Genomic DNA, 15,410 nt, shown 5'->3' on the forward strand with positions numbered 1-15,410 from the left:
CTTACGCTGTGGGCAACAGGGCCAGCCCGACCCTGCCCGGCCGGCGGAACCGGGAATGCGGCAAGGGGAGCAGTCACCATGCGGAACATCGCGCACCTCGGCCGGGGCGAGCCGGCTCCGGCCCGCTCAGCACCGGAACCCGAGCCGGACACCGGGCGCACCCACGAGCAGATGGCCTCCGGCGAGGTGCCCACCCGGGCGCCCCGCCCCGAGATCGGCGACTCCTGGGAGCGGCTGCGCCGGCTCGGCCTGGACCCGGAGCGCGGCCGCGAGCCCGAACACCTCGGCCCGGCCGAGGTGGAGCACCGGCGCCGGAGCAGCGGCCTGGACGCCGTGATGCCCGCGCTGCGCTCCGCCCTGCTCGACCCGGTCTCCGACCTGCCGCTGATCCTCGCGGTGGCCGACTCCTCCGGCACCCTGCTGTGGCACGAGGGCCCGCGCCAGCTGCGGCGCAGCGGCGACCTGATCGGCTTCATGACCGGCGGCCACTGGGGCGAGGACGCCGTGGGCACCAACGGCATCGGCACGGTGGCCCGCACCGGCCGCCCGATGCGGGTGCACTCCACCGAGCACTACATGCTCAACCAGCACGCCTGGACCTGCGTGGGCGCGCCGGTCCGCGACCCGCGGACCGGCCGGGTGGCCGGCGTGGTGGACCTCAGCGGCCCGGCCCGCGGCGTCCACCCGCAGCTGCTGGCGCTCGCCGTGACCGCCGCCAAGCTGGCCGAGACCGAGCTGCGGGCCGCCCAGCTGGAGTCGCTGCACCGGCTGCGCACGGTCGCCGAGCCGGTGCTGGCCCAGGCCACCGGCCCGGCCCTGGTGGTGGACCGGGACGGCTGGACGGCCGCCGCCGCCGGGCTGCTCACGCCGGTCAACCGGCTGCGGCTGCCGGCCGACGGCTGGGGCGCCGCCCCGGTGCACTGGCTGCCGTCACTGGGTCACTGCGCGGTCGAGCCGCTCGCCGACGGCTGGCTGGTCCGGCCGCTCACCGACTGCCGCCAGGCCGTCTCCGAACAGGCCGCCGGCGCCCGGCTGGTGCTCGACCTGAGCAGCGCCGACCACCCGGTGGTCTCGGTGCGCGGCGGCGCCGGCAACTGGTCGCACCCGCTCAGCCCGCGGCACGCCGAACTGCTGCTGCTGCTCGCCACCCACCAGCCCGGGCGGACCGCCGCGCAGCTCGCCGACGGGCTGTTCGGCGACCCGTCCAGGACGGTCACCGTGCGGGCCGAGCTCTCCCGGCTGCGCCGCTACCTGGGCGGGCTGCTGGAGCACCGGCCGTACCGGTTCGCCGAGTCGGTGCAGGTCGAGGTGGTCCGGCCGCAGGACGCCTACCAGTTGCTGCCGGCCTCCTCGGCGCCCGGGATCCGGCGGCTGCGGGCGCTGCTGGACTCCGGCTCGGTGATGCTGCCGGGCTGCCGGACCACCGATCGGCCGCAGCCGCTGCCCGGCGCGATCCCCTGCCCCAGACAGGCCGACGACGCGCCGCAGCCGATCTGAGACCCACTCGGTACCGATCTGATGCGTCGTCAGTTACCGGTCGGTCACGTAGCGATGACCGGTTACTGCCGACCGGTCAGTCCAGGTCGCCCAGCAGCAGCGCGGTGAGCTGCGCGTCGGTCGGACCGCCGTCCGGCTCGGCGCCCTCCGGCACCTCGGCGTAGGTGCGCTCCAGCCAGTCCCGCACCCGGGGCGCGGAGGCCTCCAACAGGGCGCTCCCGTAAGGGGATTCGAGCGCCAGGTGGAGGGTGGCGCCGTGGCACGGGCAGTGCGCGGGCCACAGCCGCACGTCGCCCTGGCCGGTCAGCCCGCGCAGCCCGTCGCGGAGCAGGTCGCGGGAGAACACCCAGTCCACCTCGTCCGGGCGGCCGAGGTGGAAGGTGACCAGCACCTCGTAGGGGTGCTCCGGTTCGTACCGGAAGCGCGTGGGCACGGTGCCCACCTTGTCCCGGCCCAGCGCGATGCGCAGGGTCAGGACCTCCTCCACCGGTACGGCCGGGCGGGGCGGGGACTGCGGCCTGGCCCCCTGCCCGACCGGGTACGGGGCTTCGCTGCTGGCAGACAGTGGATCGCGCGGCATGGCTGCTACTCCGGGGGCGAGTCGGGAACGGCTCAGCCTGCATCGATGCCCGCGCGGACCGCAAAGGTTGCAGGGGGTTGCATCACCCCCGCACCGCCCCGCAATGCCCCTTGGGGCACCCCGCCCCGCCCGCGGGAACCGCGCTCGCGTTCGGTGCGATCCATACGACGGTACGTCAGTTTTCGGCGTGCGGTGGAAGTTACCGTGAATTCGCGCCACCCGGGGCAGCGCCCCTGGCGCCCGCCCCGGCCACCCACGCCGGTTACGCAGCGGCGCCGCGCTGGTACTCTCGTCAGTCTGTCGATACGGGTGGGCCCACGGGGGCGACCGGTCTCCGGTTCCTGCGGGCCGACCCGCGCCGACCTGGGCAGCGGCAGTCGGCCGGGGAGGCCGACTGGGGAGGAGAGGGATCCGGTGACGCACCGGGAGAGCACCCCCGCGGCAGGGCGGGCCGATGTGCCGAACGGCCGGCACAGCCGCCCGAAGCCGTTCGTCGGCCAGCTCCGACTGCCCGCGATCAAGGTCTCCGGCGCCGCGATGGCGATGTCCACGGTGGTCGGCATCAGCATCGCCACCACCTGGCTGATCAGCGCCCAGCAGCGGGTCGGCTACGGGGTGCGGATGACCACGGTCGGCGCCACCCCCACCGACGGCAACACCCCCGGCGGCGTGCCCGGCGGCGCCGTCGCGCCACTGGCCGGCGGCGCCGGGCCGGGCGCGCCCGCGGCCGGCTCGGCCAGCAGCCCCGCACCGGTGCGCTCGGGCGGGGCGGTGGCCCGGCCCGGCACCCGCACCACGGCACCGGCCGGCCCGAAGGACGGGGCGCCCGGCGCTCCCGCCACCGCCGGGCCCGACGCCTCCGCGCCGGCCGTCGCCGTCGGGCCGGACGACCGCGCGCCGCTCGCCGCGACCGGCGCCCCCGCGGACCAGACCCCGGGCGCCTCCCCGAGCGCCGCACCCACCGGCGCCCCGGCCGCCCAGCCGGCCGGCGACCACCCGCACCCGGGCTACACGGCCGGGGTGCTCCCGGGCACGCCCGCGCCGGTGGGCGCCCAGCCGACGCCGAGCGACCCGGCGGCCGCGGCCGACCCGGCGGTGGACGCCGGCAGCAGCACCCCGCCCGCCCCGGGCGGCACCGTCTGCTCCGGCACCGGACCGAGCAGCGCGCCCGCGCCCGGCAGCGGCACCAGCGACCAGCCCGCCCCCGCCCCGGTGCCGCCGGCCCGCTCCCCCGAGCCGCCCACCCCCGTCACCCCGCTGATCCCCGCCCCGCGCCCGGCCCCCGAGGCCACCGGCACCGCCGCCGACCCGACCGCCCCGACCGCCCCGACCGCCCCGGACGCCTCCGCCGTGCTGACCGGCCGGGGCGCCCGCGCCGTCGGCAGCGGCCTGGGCGTGCGCCACACCGTGACGCTCACCGTCACCGAACCGCTCGCCGTGGTGGAGGCCGAGCTGCGCCTGGCCCGGGCCGACGCCGGGGCCGGCGCGATGTGCTGGAGCTCGCTGCCCGGCGCCCGGGTGACGGTGCTTCAGGACGGCGCCGAACTGGTCTACCGGTTCACCCCGGCGCCGGGCGAGGACGTGCTGCCGGGCGACTACGCCTTCACCGTGCAGACCGCGCGCAGCGCCGCCCCCGGCATCCGGGGCGCGGGCAGCCACTGGACCGCCTCCGGCTTCGCCCTCACCCGCCCCGAAGCCGTGGCCGCGCATGGCGACTTCGCCTCGGCCCGACCGCGCTGACCCCCCGTCAGGGCGTGTCTTTCGGATCACGCCGGGCGGTCGCCGCCGGGGCACGCACGCCCCCAGCCTTCGGCCGGGAGGGACCCCCACGACGGCTTCTCGTCAGTCGCCGATGCTCCGCATGGACTCTCCCCCAGCCTTCGGCTGGGAGGGGCCCCCATCCTCGGCGCCGCCGATGCACGCACCCGTGGGGGCACCTCCCGGCCGAAGGCTGGGGGAGACGCCCGCTATCCGACGTGATCCGAAAGACACGCCCTAGAGGTCCCCCGGTTAGGCTGGGCGCAGACCAGCGCGCCAGGGGCGCACGCGCCTGCTCGCTCGCGCCCCGCACAGCCGAGGAGGACCACGTGACCGAGGCGCTGACCCCGGGTGCCAACGCCCCGCTGACCGCCGCCCGGGTGACCGTCGAGGTGACGGCCCCTCAACGGCTCGACGTGTCCGGCCTGTTGCTGAGCGCCACCGGCAAGGTGCGCTCCGACGCCGACCTGGTCTTCTACAACGCCCCGCGCGGCCCCGGGGTGAGCCACCGTCCGGCCACCGGCGCGATCCCGGACGCGATCACGGTGGACACCTGGGCGGTGCCCGCCGACGTGGCCAAGGTGCTGGTGGTGGCCAGCCTGGACGACCCGGCGGCCAGCTTCGCCGGCGTCGAGCCGACCGCCACCGTGCGCGACGCGGACACCGGCCGGGTGCTCACCACCTTCACCCCGCCCCGGCTCGGCCGGGAGAAGGCGCTGGTGGTGGTCGAGGTGTACCGGCGCGGCGCGGAGTGGAAGATCCGCGCGGTCGGCCAGGGCTACGCGGAGGGGCTGGCCGGGATCGCCGCCGACTTCGGCGTCTCGGTCGACGAGCCGCCGGCCGCACCGCCCATGCCGGCCTACGCCCCCGCCGCACCGGCCGCACCCGCCCCGCCCGCGGCGCCGCCGATGCCCACCGAACCGCCCCGGGTGAACCTGGACAAGGGCCGGGTCAGCCTGGTCAAGGGCGGCTCCGTCTCCCTGGTGAAGACCGGCCGGCCGCCGCTCACCTCGGTCCGGATGGCGCTCGGCTGGGAACCCGCCAAGCGCGGCCGCAACATCGACCTGGACGCCTCCTGCATCGCCTTCGACGCCAACCGGGAGCGGCTGGAGACCGTCTGGTTCATGAAGCTGAACGTCTTCAACGGCGCGATCCAGCACACCGGCGACAACCTCACCGGCCAGGGCGCGGGCGACGACGAGGCGATCGACGTGCACCTCGACGGCCTGCCCGCCGAGGTCTGCGGACTGGTCTTCGTGGTCAACTCCTTCAGCGGCCAGCGCTTCACCGAGGTCAAGGACGCCTACTGCCGCCTGCTCGACGCCACCAGCGGCGAGGAGCTGGTCCGCTTCGACCTCACCAACGCCGAACCCCACACCGGCGTGGTGATGTGCAAACTGATCCGGCACTTCAACGGCGAGTGGGTGATGACGGCGATCGGCGAGTTCGTCGACGCCAAGACCGCCCGGGGGATGGTGAAACCGTCGGCGGCACTGCTCTGACCGGGCGGTAGCATGGGTTGCTTGTGCCCGTCCGGCGACCCAGAGGTCAGTGAGAAGTGAGCCAGTCCATCAGCACCGCGCAGGTCATCGACGAGGCCGGCCGCCGGCGGACCTTCGCGGTGATCAGCCACCCCGACGCCGGTAAGTCCACGCTGACCGAGGCGCTCGCGCTGCACGCCCGGGCGATCAACTCGGCCGGCGCGGTGCACGGCAAGGGCGACCGGCGCGGCGTCACCAGCGACTGGATGGAGCTGGAGCGGGAGCGCGGCATCTCGGTGACCTCCGCCGCGCTGCAGTTCGGCTACCGGGAGCGGGTGATGAACCTGGTGGACACCCCCGGCCACGCCGACTTCTCCGAGGACACCTACCGGGTGCTCTCCGCGGTGGACTGCGCGATCATGCTGGTCGACGCGGCCAAGGGCCTTGAGGAGCAGACCCGCAAGCTGTTCGCGGTCTGCCGGCACCGCGGCGTCCCGGTGATCACCTTCATCAACAAGTGGGACCGCCGCGGCCGCGAGTCGCTGGCCCTGCTGGACGACATCCAGAACGTGCTCGGCATCACCCCGGTCCCGCAGGTCTGGCCGGTCGGCCCCGCCGGCAACTTCCGCGGCATCGTGCAGGCTTCCGACACCGAGCACATGGTCCGCTACACCAAGGAGCCCGGCGGCACCCGCGTCGCGCTGGAGGAGGTCCTCGACTCGGCCCAGGCCGCCGAGCAGGAGGGCGACCTCTGGCAGGAGGCGCTGGAGGAGCTGGAGCTGGCCCTCGACTCCGGCCCCGGCTACGACCAGGAGGCCTTCGAGAACGGCAAGATCACCCCGGTCTTCTTCGGCGCCGCGCTCACCAACATCGGCGTGAAGCTGCTGCTGGACGCGGTCGTCGAGCTGGCCCCCGCGCCCGGCCCGCGCCCGCTGGACGGCGGCGGCAGCCGCGAGGTCACCGAGGACTTCTCCGGCGTGGTCTTCAAGATCCAGGCCAACATGGACCCGGCGCACCGCGACCGGATCGCCTTCGTCCGGGTCTGCTCCGGCGTCTTCGAGCGCGGCATGAACGTCACCCGCGCCGCCAGCGGCCGCTCCTTCGCCACCAAGTACGCCTCCACCGTCTTCGGCGCCGAGCGCACCGTGGTGGACACCGCCTACCCCGGCGACGTGGTCGGCCTGATCAACGCCAGCGCGCTGCGGGTCGGCGACACCCTCTACACCGGCCGCAAGGCCACCTTCCCGCCGCTGCCGGCCTTCGCCCCCGAGTACTTCGCGGTGGCCCGGCCCAAGGACATCTCCCGCTCCAAGCAGTTCCGCCGCGGCGTCTCCCAGCTCGACGAGGAGGGCGTGGTCCAGGTGCTGGTCTCCGACCGCCGCGGCGACCAGGCCCCGGTGATGGCGGCCGTCGGCCCGATGCAGTTCGACGTCGTGCTGCACCGCATGGAGCACGAGTTCTCCTCCCCCATCACCCTGGACCGGCTCTCCTACAAGCTCGCCCGGGTCACCGACCCCGACGGCCAGGCCGAACTCGCCAAGGCCCGCCTCACCGACGCCGAGGTCCTCACCCGCCGCTCCGACGACGCCCTGCTGGCCCTGTTCGCCGACAAGTGGCACCTGAGCGCCTTCCAGCGCGCCAAGCCGGACATCCGCCTCGACCCGCTGATCGCGACGGCGGACTGATCGTCAGCTCATCAACGGGCCGGCCACCGAAAGGGACGAACTCCCCGGTGGACCGGCCCGTTGCCGTGCTCGTCGAGGCCGGCCTGCACGGGCACGAGTACGCCATCGACGCCATGCTCGCGGCGACCGCGCTCGCCGCGCCCGGCCCGGTGACCGTCCTCACCTCCGACCCGGAGGACCTCGCCGTCCTGTGCGGAGCCCGGGCCGCGGTCATCAAGATCTGACCGCGGCCCGACGGACGGCTCCTCAGCCCTGCGCGCCCGCACCGCAGAACTCCGCCTCCAGCTCCTTGTCGAACACCGAGATCGGGCCCAGGTAGGACGGGTCGTCGTTCGCCCAGTCACCGTTGGTCTCGGTGGACAACAGGTGCCGGCCGTCGCGGGTGCCGAAGGTGTAGGACCAGGAGCCGTCGATCGCGCCGCCCATGCCCCAGACCCGGCCGCAGGAGAGGGTGACCGAGGCGACGCCCAGGCCGTAGTCGGTGCCCGGGATCCAGGCCTTGCCCGGGTCCGTCATGGTGAACATCTCGGCCGTCTGGGCGGGCGGCAGCAGCCGGCCCTTCAGCAGGGCCTGGAAGAAGGTGTCCAGGTCGCCCTCGGTGGAGATCAGGTCGCCGGAGCCCCAGCCCCAGGTCGGGTTGAGCTCGGTGACGTCGTAGACCTGGGCGGTGGGCGCGTAGGTCGGGCCCAGCTTGGAGTAGAAGCGGCCGTGCGGGCCGTTGATGCCGGTGTCGTCGGCGGCCGGCTCGTAGGTGTTCTTCAGGTGCAGCGGCTTGAGCAGGCGGTCGCTGATCTCCTGCCCGAGGGTGTGGCCGGTGGCCTGCTCGACGATCATGCCGGCCAGCACGAAGTTGGTGTCGGAGTAGCCCCAGCCGGTGCCGGGCGCGAACGCCGGCGGGGTGGCGGTGCCCAGCTGGACCAGCTGGCGCGGGGTGAAGCTGTCGAAGCGGTGCTGCAGGAACGGCAGTCCGCTGAACTCGTCCTGCACCGCCGTCGCGAAGTTGGCGATCCCGCTGGTGTTGCCGAGCAGTTGGCGGATGGTGATCTTCGAGCCGTCGTAGCCGTTGCCGTCGACCAGGCCGGGCAGCCACTGCTCGACGGTGTCGTCCAGGCTCAGCCGGTGCTCGGCCTCCAGCTGGAGCAGCACGGTGGCGACGAAGGTCTTGGTGGTGCTGCCGATCCGGAACCGGTCCTGCGGCTGGAACTTCTGACCGGTGCTCAGGTCGGCGGTGCCGGCCTGGCCGTACCAGGTCGAGCCGCCGTCCTTCACCAGGGCCGTCACGCCCGGCAGGCCGGCGCCGGTGATCGCCTGGTCGAGCGCCGTCTGCAGGGCCTGGTGGCCGTGGTGGCCGCCGCTCCGGCCGCCGTCGGCGGCGAAGGCGGCCGGAGTGGCGGCCAGCAGGGCGGCGGTGAGTGCGGTGGTCAGTGCGGCGCGGGCGGTGGTCTTCATGGCGGGTCCCCCTGATCGGTTCGTGCGTTCGGCTTCGGTGAGAAACGTACGGCGATGTTCGAGGTTCCATCAACTACTCATTGCGTCAAGCAGCATGAAACCGCAGGTCGCTGACGTTCCATCATTGCAATGACGGTGCCGATGAATGCACCCGTGGTTGCAACCGCCCCGCCCCGGTGCGGATACTCCTCCGCGAGGAGAGGAGCCGCCCGTGCCAGGAGCCAGGCTGAGCCAGCAGGACCGCCGCACCATCGCCACCGGTCTCGCCGAGGGGCTCGACTACGCGGCGATCGCCCGCCGGATCGCCCGGCCGACCTCCACGGTCACCCGGGAGATCGGCCGCAACGGCGGCCCCGCCCACTACCGCGCGGAGGCCGCCCAGCGCGCCACCTCCCGGCGCGCCCGCCGCCGACCGGGCGCGGCACGCACCGCCGGCGGAGCCGCCATGGCGGACGGCCGCGATCCGGCCGCGATCGCCGAGTTCGCCGGCCGGTTCGCCGACCTGCTGGTGCACCTCGGCCTGCCCCGCATGGTGGCCCGGGTGCTCAGCTGCCTCTACGTGACCGACAGCGGCAGCCTGACCGCCGCCGACCTCGTGCAACGGCTCGGGGTGAGCCCGGCCTCGGTCTCCAAGGCGGTCGGCTACCTGGAGGCCCAGGAGCTGATCCGCCGCGACCGGGACGAGCACAGCCGCCGCGAGAGCTACCTGATCGACTCCGACGTCTGGTACCGCTCAATGCTGGCCAGCGCCCAACGCAACGCCCTGCTGGCCGAGTTCGCCCGCGACGGCGCCAACCTCCTGGGCCCGGCCACCCCGGCCGGCGAGCGTCTCGACACGGCGGCCGGGTTCCTCCAGGACATCGGCACCGACCTGGTCCGCGCCGTCGAGCAGCGCCGCCGCGCGAGCGGCCCGGGCTGAGCGGGCGGGCGGGCGGGCAGGCAGGCAGGCGGTCGACGCGCGTCTCCGATCGACTCCCGACGGAGGAAAAGGTTCGCCCGCAGGTGTGACGGTGCGTCGTTACGGCCCGTCCAAGATCGACGCGGCCGGTAGAACTTGCCCGTCCTGTTGATCACTTGATGGGTTCCAACATGTTGAAATCAGCTCTTCGGATCGCCGCCGCCACCGCGCTCGCCACCGCCTCCCTGGCCCTCGCCGCACCCGCCGACGCGAGCAGCCCGCACACCGTCGCCACCGCCGCCGTGCGGGCCGGCGGTCCCGACACCGGGCCCTGCGGGCCGGTCGAGTCCTACGACCCGGTCGACTGGTGGCGCACCACCACCACGCCGAGCATCGCCCCGACCGTCTGGCAGGCCGCGCGCAGCGAGAAATGGCAGTGGCGCCACGACACCAACACCCTCTGGCGCGGCGACACCCGGGAGAACGTGGAGCAGCTCTTCGACCAGGGCTTCACTCCGCGCGGCACCGACCTCACCCCGCTCGCCGACTACATCGTCAAGGGCGGCGGGCAGAACACCGCCCACCTGAGCACCAGTTGCGAGCAGTGGGTGGCGCAGAAGTTCGCCACCTACGGTGCTGCGAAGACGGGGTGGGTCTACGAGATCGACGCGCCCGGCGGCATCGACGTCAACGCCACTGCCGCGGTGGACAATTACCAGTCCCCCTACCTGTGGAACAAGGAGATCGACTTCCCCGGCGGGATCAGGGGCGAGTACATCAAGGACGCCTGCAAGTACCAGCTGGTGAGCACCGATCCGGTCACCAAGGTGAACACCTACGACAACCTCGGCTGCAAGGTCAACCCGCGCTTCGCGGGCGCCCTCGCCCACTGACGCTCACCTGCACCACGGCGTGGCGGCCGCTGGTCCGCCACGCCGGGTCCGAGGAGTCGAGCCGGCCGACCGTGGCGTCATCGACCCCGACGACCACCTCCGACTTCAGCGTCCGCAGCGCCGTGACGGCGGACGGGAAGTGGCCGGCCGCCTCGGCGAACGGCGTGCTCGGCGGCCAGTAGCGGTCGCCCACCAGGCGGCGGTAGTTGAGGTCGCCCTTCACGATCGTCATCGCCGCGCCCGCGAACTCGGCCCGCAGGTCGGCGGGCAGCTCGTGGAAGGGGAGCGGGGCGCAGAAGAACGGGTGCGTGCGGACCACCAGCGTGCCGTCGCCCATCGCCCGCCACAGGCGCTCCCCCACCGGGTGCGCGGCCCGCAGCCGTTCGACCGAGGCGAGCACGTCGGCCATCGTCGCGTCGGAGACGAAGTACGGCTGCGGCTTCACGTACAGCAGCACCCGCGCCGCGCCGCCCGTGCCCAGCAGGTGGTCGATCAGCACCAGGTCGGGCAGCAGCTCCCGGCCGGCGTTGTCCGCCACCACGCAGACCCGGCCACCGTCGGCCCGCGCCAACTCGCCCCAGAACAGCGCACTCTGATCGACCAGCAGGCCGCCGGCGCCAGAGCCCGCGCCGGGCGCCGCGGTCATCCCGAAGCTGAGGTCCGCCCGGTTGCCCCAGAGCGCCGAGCCGAGCAGCGCCTGCGGCGCCGAGCCGTCGGGGTCGTCCAGCGCCGCCAGTTCCTCGTCCACCGCCGCACCCGCCAACTCGGCGGCCTTGAACGGCCCGAACGGGTCGACGCCCTGCCAGGCCCCCGCCCCGAAGTACCCGGTGGCCTCCAGCAGCCGACGGTAGAAGTAGCTCTCCGCCCACAGGAACGGCAGTTCACCCCAGGGCCGCCCCCACCGGCCCTCCCCCCACTCCAGCCAGCGCGCGGCGTCATGGGCGTGCGCCGGCAGCGGTTCGAGCAGGCCGCCGGTGCTCTCCGCGAGCAGCCGCTCCACCGCCGCCCGCTCGCCGGGCCCGTAGGGCAGCGCGGCGAGCACCCGGCGCACCAACTCCGGGTGCCGCTCGTGGAAGACGCTCCGGGCGAAGGACCCGGGCAGGTCGCAGCGGATCACGGGTGCGGTCGACACGGGTACGACAGTAGGCCATGCCCGGCGCCGCCGGCGCGCGCCGCCCCGCGCACCGCCGCAGGGGCCGCGCCCCGGTCTGGTAGCGTTCGCTCCTGCCCGTGCCGGGCCCCGACCGAGGAGGTGAGACCCATCAACGCTGTTGTCCGGGTGCTCCCCCCGTGCGGTCGCCGTCTTCCGAGCTGAGCCGCGAGAGCGCCCTTCGGTTTCCCGAAAGGTTCCTGCGCCATGAACGCTCCGCACCATTCGCTCATCACCGCCTCGCTCATCACCGCCTCGCTGCGCGCCGCCGGCTGCGTCTTCGCCGAGGACGAGGCCGACCTGATCCTGGCCACCGCCGACTCGCCCGAGGCCGCCGCCCGGATGGTCGAGCGGCGCGCGGCCGGCCTGCCGCTCGAACACGTGCTCGGCTGGGCCGAGTTCTGCGGGTTGCGGATCGAGGTGGACCCCGGGGTGTTCGTGCCCCGGCGCCGCACCGAGTTCCTGGCGGCCCGGGCGGTCGCACTGGCCCGGGCCGACGACGTGGTGGTGGACCTGTGCTGCGGGTCCGGGGCGCTGGGTGCCGTGCTGGCCGAGGCCGTCGCGGTGGAGCTGCACGCCGCCGACATCGACCCGGCCGCGGCGGCCTGCGCGGTCCGCAACCTGGCCGGGCGCGGCACCGCGCACCGCGGGGACCTGTTCGAGGCGCTGCCGCCTCGGCTGCGCGGCACGGTCCGGGTGCTGGTGGCCAACGTGCCGTACGTGCCGACCGGCGAGATCGCCCTGCTGCCGGCCGAGGCCCGCGAGCACGAGGCCCGGGTGGCGCTGGACGGCGGGCCGGACGGGCTGGCGGTGCTGCGCCGGGTGGCCGCCGGGGCTCCGCAGTGGCTGGCCCCGGGCGGCGCGCTGCTCTTCGAGACCAGCGTGCGCCAGGTGCCGGCGGCGCTGGCCGCGGTGCGGGCGGTCGGGCTGCGCCCCGAGGTGGCCGAGGACGAGGAGCTCGACGCCACCGTAGTGGTCGCCACCAAGCCCTGAACAACCAAGCCCTGAACCACCGAGGCACCCGCCCTCGCGCCCCACCCTTCCACCCGCTGCCCTTCCACTCGCCCGCAGAAAGTGATATCACTTTGCTAGGCCAGTGATAACGGGCCCAACGGGAGGAAAGGAGCCGGTCCGATGACCGCTCAGGAACCGCACGTCCAGAACGTCGAAATGCCCGCCCCCAAGGTCACCGAGAAGGTGATCCGCGGTCGCGCGGGCCTGCCCATGCTCGCCCTCACCCTGCTCGGCCTGCTGGGCGGCGCCGCGCTGACGGTGGCCGGCGCCGCCGCGCTGGGCGCGCACCAGAACGGCCCGGCCGGCGGCGTGATGATCGCCGCCGGCCCGGTGATGGCCGTGGGCGGCCTGCTGCTCTGGGCCGGGCTGACCGTCGTCTCCCCCGGGCAGGCCCGGGTGGTCCAGCTGTTCGGCCGCTACCGGGGCACCATCCGGGCCGACGGCATGACCTGGGTCAACCCGTTCACCTCGCGCCGCCGGATCTCCACCCGGATCCGCAACCACGAGACCGAGACCGCCAAGGTGAACGACGCCGACGGCAACCCGATCCAGATGGCCGCCGTGGTGGTCTGGCAGGTCGAGGACACCGCCAAGGCCGTCTTCGAGGTCGACGACTTCGTGGAGTTCGTCGCCATCCAGACCGAGACGGCGGTCCGGCACATCGCCAACAGCTACCCCTACGACGCCCACCAGCCCGGCCAGCTCTCGCTGCGCGACAGCGCCGACGAGATCACCGGCCGGCTCTCCGAGGAGATCGCCACCCGGGTCGCCGCGGCCGGCGTCAAGGTCGTCGAGTCCCGGATCACCCAGCTCGCCTACGCCCCCGAGGTGGCCCAGGTGATGCTCCAGCGCCAGCAGGCCGGCGCCGTGGTGGCGGCCCGCCGCTTGATCGTCGAGGGCGCGGTGGGCATGGTGGAGGAAGCCCTGGACCGGCTCGCCGAGCGCGACGTGGTCGAGCTCGACGAGGAGCGCAAGGCCGCCATGGTGAGCAACCTGCTCGTGGTGCTCTGCGGCGACCGGGGCACCCAGCCGGTGGTCAACACCGGCTCCCTGTACCAGTAGGAGCGCGCGCAGGTGGCGACCGAGCGGAAGAAGATCCTGTTGCGGCTGGACCCCGCGGTCCACGACGCGCTGGCCCGCTGGGCCTCGGACGAACTGCGCAGCACCAACGCCCAGATCGAGTTCCTGCTGCGCCGGGCGCTGGCCGACTACGGTCGGCTGCCCGGCGGTGTGGGCCGACTGCCCAAGCGTGGCCGGCCGCCAAAGGAGTCCGAACCGGGTGCGGACCCCCCGGGCGGAGAGAGCGAACCGGAGACCGAGGAGGAGACCTCGTGACCGACCTTCCCGACACCCTGCACGCCAGACTGTTCCTACTGGCCCACGACCCGGAGCGCGGTCGGCTGACCGGCCGCTCCAACCTGCCGCTGCTGCTGCGCGCGGCCCAGCTGGCCGACCTGCTGCGGCTCGGCCTGCTGCGCGACGAGCGCGGCCGCCCGGTGGCCGCCGGCCCGGCCCCGGCCGGCCTGGACCCGCTGCTGGCCGAGCAGTTGCGGCAGATCGCCGAGGGCCGTCCGCGGTCCTGGCACCGCTGGATCCAGCCGCGCCGCCCGACCGTCCGGCTGGTCCGGGAGAGCCTGGCCGGGCAGGGCGTGCTTCGGCTGGAGGAGCGCCGGCTGCTGGGCCTGTTCCCGGTGGTGCGGAGCGAGCCGCGCGACCCGCGGGTCCGCAAGGCGCTGACCGCCGCGCTGGCCTCGGCCCTGCGAGACCCGCTGACCCGGGTGGGCGCGGCCGACGCCGCGCTGGTGGCGCTGGCCGACGCGGCCCGGCTCTCGGCGGCGCTGAACCACCGTCAGCGGCGCGAGCACAAGGAGCGGATCGCCGACCTGGCCGCGCTCTGCGGCCCGGTGCCGGCCGCGCTGCGGCGCGCGATCCGCGCCAAGGACGCCGCTGCCGCGTCGGGTTGACGACGCGGCAGCGACCGATCTCCCCGCTCGGGAGCCTTGGGGGACCTGCGGCTCAGCCCTTGGTGGCCATCGCCCGCAGGAAGAAGGTCAGGTTGGCCGGGCGCTCCGCGAGGCGGCGCATGAAGTACCCGTACCACTCCTGACCGTACGGCAGGTAGACGCGCATGGTGTTGCCCGCCTGGGCGAGTCGCAGCTGCTCCTCCGGGCGGATGCCGAAGAGCATCTGGTACTCGAAGCTGTCCCGGGTGCGGCCGTTCCATTCGGCCAGCTGGCCGGCGATCTTGATCATGTTGGGGTCGTGCGAGGCCACCATCGGGTAACCCTCGCCCGCCATCAGCACCTTGAGCGCGCGGACGTAGGCCAGGTCGACCTCGTGCTTGCCCTGGAAGGCGACCGACTCGGGCTCCTTGTAGGCGCCCTTGCAGATCCGCACCCGGGAGCCGGGGCCGGAGAAGTCCTTGCAGTCCGCCTCGGTGCGGCGCAGGTAGGCCTGCAGCACGACACCCAGCCACGGGAAGTCGGCGCGCAGCTCGCGGGCGATCGACAGGGTGGAGTCGGTGGTGGTGTGGTCCTCCATGTCCAGGGTGACCGTGGTGCCCGCATCCTTGGCCGCCGCGCAGATCCGCCGGGCGTTCTCCAGCGCGATCTTCTCGCCGTCCACCGGCAGGAACTGGCCCACCGCGGAGAGCTTGACCGAGACCTCGGCGCCGGCGGCCAGGCCGGTCTCCTTGAGGGCGGCCAGCAGGTGCTCGTAGGCCTCGGCGGTGTCGGCGGCCTGGCCGGCGTCCTTGGTGTCCTCGCCCAGGTGGTCGAGGGTCACCTTGCGACCGGTGGCGACCAGTTCGTCGGTGGCGGTGATGCCCTGGTCGAGCAGCTCGCCGGCGACGAACCGCTCGACTATCGCGTGGGTGGGCGGGAACTTCTCGACCAGGGTGCGCACCTGCGGGGAGCGCGAGGCGGCGAGGAGGGCGGAACGGAGCATCGGGACTCCCTGGTGGGGGCGTGGGGCAGGAAGAAAGGGGTGGGGGCGGCGGTGAGGGA

General features: G+C 74.2%; 14 protein-coding genes and 1 pseudogene. 11 read left to right on the top strand and 4 right to left on the bottom strand.

Going from position 1 to position 15,410, the window contains the following annotated elements; translation table 11 throughout:
- Positions 1 to 78: 78 nt before the first annotated feature.
- Positions 79 to 1,497, top strand: a complete 1,419-nt coding sequence (locus FHX73_RS05805) for a helix-turn-helix domain-containing protein (protein ID WP_145903829.1) — start codon at positions 79 to 81, stop codon at positions 1,495 to 1,497.
- A gap of 76 nt (positions 1,498 to 1,573) precedes the next feature.
- Here the strand turns inward: FHX73_RS05805 and FHX73_RS05810 are convergent, their stop codons facing one another.
- Positions 1,574 to 2,077 (bottom strand): SsgA family sporulation/cell division regulator, encoded by a 504-nt coding sequence (locus FHX73_RS05810; RefSeq protein ID WP_145903831.1) that lies wholly within the window; start codon positions 2,075 to 2,077, stop codon positions 1,574 to 1,576.
- 414 nt (positions 2,078 to 2,491) lie between these two features.
- Between FHX73_RS05810 and FHX73_RS44540 the strand changes: the two genes are divergently transcribed.
- From FHX73_RS44540 to FHX73_RS05825, 4 genes and pseudogenes are all read left to right on the top strand, one after another.
- Positions 2,492 to 3,817 carry a hypothetical protein gene (locus FHX73_RS44540; RefSeq protein ID WP_170304859.1) on the top strand — a complete coding sequence of 442 codons (1,326 nt, stop codon included), beginning with the start codon at positions 2,492 to 2,494 and terminating at the stop codon, positions 3,815 to 3,817.
- Between the two features lie 359 nt (positions 3,818 to 4,176).
- Positions 4,177 to 5,337, top strand: coding sequence for a TerD family protein (locus FHX73_RS05815; protein WP_145908092.1), 1,161 nt, complete (start codon positions 4,177 to 4,179; stop codon positions 5,335 to 5,337).
- Positions 5,338 to 5,393: 56 nt separating this feature from the next.
- Positions 5,394 to 7,001 (top strand): peptide chain release factor 3, encoded by a 1,608-nt coding sequence (locus tag FHX73_RS05820; RefSeq protein WP_246213370.1) that lies wholly within the window; start codon positions 5,394 to 5,396, stop codon positions 6,999 to 7,001.
- A 68-nt stretch (positions 7,002 to 7,069) separates the two neighbouring features.
- A pseudogene (locus FHX73_RS05825) lies at positions 7,070 to 7,225 on the top strand (DNA-binding protein); the annotation flags it as partial.
- A gap of 22 nt (positions 7,226 to 7,247) precedes the next feature.
- Here the strand turns inward: FHX73_RS05825 and FHX73_RS05830 are convergent.
- Positions 7,248 to 8,450, bottom strand: a complete 1,203-nt coding sequence (locus tag FHX73_RS05830; protein WP_145903832.1) for a serine hydrolase domain-containing protein — start codon at positions 8,448 to 8,450, stop codon at positions 7,248 to 7,250.
- Between the two features lie 211 nt (positions 8,451 to 8,661).
- On the opposite strand from FHX73_RS05830, the gene FHX73_RS05835 reads away from it, so the two are divergent.
- Both FHX73_RS05835 and FHX73_RS05840 read left to right on the top strand, forming a co-directional pair.
- Complete coding sequence (locus FHX73_RS05835) at positions 8,662 to 9,369, top strand: GbsR/MarR family transcriptional regulator (protein ID WP_145903834.1); 708 nt, start codon at positions 8,662 to 8,664, stop codon at positions 9,367 to 9,369.
- A gap of 170 nt (positions 9,370 to 9,539) precedes the next feature.
- On the top strand, positions 9,540 to 10,241 hold the full coding sequence (locus FHX73_RS05840) for a scabin-related ADP-ribosyltransferase (protein ID WP_246213371.1): 702 nt from the start codon (positions 9,540 to 9,542) through the stop codon (positions 10,239 to 10,241).
- Here FHX73_RS05840 and FHX73_RS05845 read toward each other — a convergent pair.
- On the bottom strand, positions 10,207 to 11,373 hold the full coding sequence (locus FHX73_RS05845) for a damage-control phosphatase ARMT1 family protein (RefSeq protein ID WP_246213372.1): 1,167 nt from the start codon (positions 11,371 to 11,373) through the stop codon (positions 10,207 to 10,209). The genes FHX73_RS05840 and FHX73_RS05845 overlap by 35 nt on opposite strands.
- A gap of 225 nt (positions 11,374 to 11,598) precedes the next feature.
- Here FHX73_RS05845 and FHX73_RS05850 point away from each other — a divergent pair, with 225 nt between their 5' ends.
- The 4 genes from FHX73_RS05850 to FHX73_RS05865 all read left to right on the top strand — a co-directional run bounded on the left by FHX73_RS05850 (position 11,599) and on the right by FHX73_RS05865 (position 14,369).
- On the top strand, positions 11,599 to 12,384 hold the full coding sequence (locus FHX73_RS05850) for a putative protein N(5)-glutamine methyltransferase (protein WP_145903840.1): 786 nt from the start codon (positions 11,599 to 11,601) through the stop codon (positions 12,382 to 12,384).
- A gap of 141 nt (positions 12,385 to 12,525) precedes the next feature.
- Positions 12,526 to 13,467: an SPFH domain-containing protein gene (locus FHX73_RS05855; protein ID WP_145903842.1), complete on the top strand. Its 942-nt coding sequence runs from the start codon at positions 12,526 to 12,528 to the stop codon at positions 13,465 to 13,467.
- Positions 13,468 to 13,479: 12 nt separating this feature from the next.
- A complete protein-coding gene (locus FHX73_RS05860; protein WP_145903845.1) occupies positions 13,480 to 13,740 on the top strand; it encodes a type II toxin-antitoxin system antitoxin in 261 nt (86 codons plus the stop codon).
- Complete coding sequence (locus FHX73_RS05865) at positions 13,737 to 14,369, top strand: GOLPH3/VPS74 family protein (protein ID WP_145903847.1); 633 nt, start codon at positions 13,737 to 13,739, stop codon at positions 14,367 to 14,369. The genes FHX73_RS05860 and FHX73_RS05865 overlap by 4 nt, the downstream gene beginning before the upstream one ends.
- Before the next feature lie 52 nt (positions 14,370 to 14,421).
- Here the strand turns inward: FHX73_RS05865 and FHX73_RS05870 are convergent, their stop codons facing one another.
- Positions 14,422 to 15,351, bottom strand: a complete 930-nt coding sequence (locus FHX73_RS05870) for a proline dehydrogenase family protein (protein WP_145903848.1) — start codon at positions 15,349 to 15,351, stop codon at positions 14,422 to 14,424.
- Positions 15,352 to 15,410: the final 59 nt, after the last annotated feature.

The sequence above is a fragment of the Kitasatospora viridis genome, assembly GCF_007829815.1.
Classification (GTDB): Bacteria; Actinomycetota; Actinomycetes; order Streptomycetales; family Streptomycetaceae; genus Kitasatospora; species Kitasatospora viridis.

Excerpts from the sequence above, each read along its gene's own strand:
- FHX73_RS05870 (WP_145903848.1), bottom strand. The coding sequence starts at position 15,351 with ATGCTCCGTTCCGCCCTCCTCGCCGCCTCGCGCTCCCCGCAGGTGCGC.
- FHX73_RS05830 (WP_145903832.1), bottom strand. The coding sequence starts at position 8,450 with ATGAAGACCACCGCCCGCGCCGCACTGACCACCGCACTCACCGCCGCC.
- FHX73_RS05855 (WP_145903842.1), top strand. The coding sequence starts at position 12,526 with ATGACCGCTCAGGAACCGCACGTCCAGAACGTCGAAATGCCCGCCCCC.
- FHX73_RS05805 (WP_145903829.1), top strand. The coding sequence starts at position 79 with ATGCGGAACATCGCGCACCTCGGCCGGGGCGAGCCGGCTCCGGCCCGC.
- FHX73_RS05840 (WP_246213371.1), top strand. The coding sequence starts at position 9,540 with ATGTTGAAATCAGCTCTTCGGATCGCCGCCGCCACCGCGCTCGCCACC.
- FHX73_RS05810 (WP_145903831.1), bottom strand. The coding sequence starts at position 2,077 with ATGCCGCGCGATCCACTGTCTGCCAGCAGCGAAGCCCCGTACCCGGTC.
- FHX73_RS05850 (WP_145903840.1), top strand. The coding sequence starts at position 11,599 with ATGAACGCTCCGCACCATTCGCTCATCACCGCCTCGCTCATCACCGCC.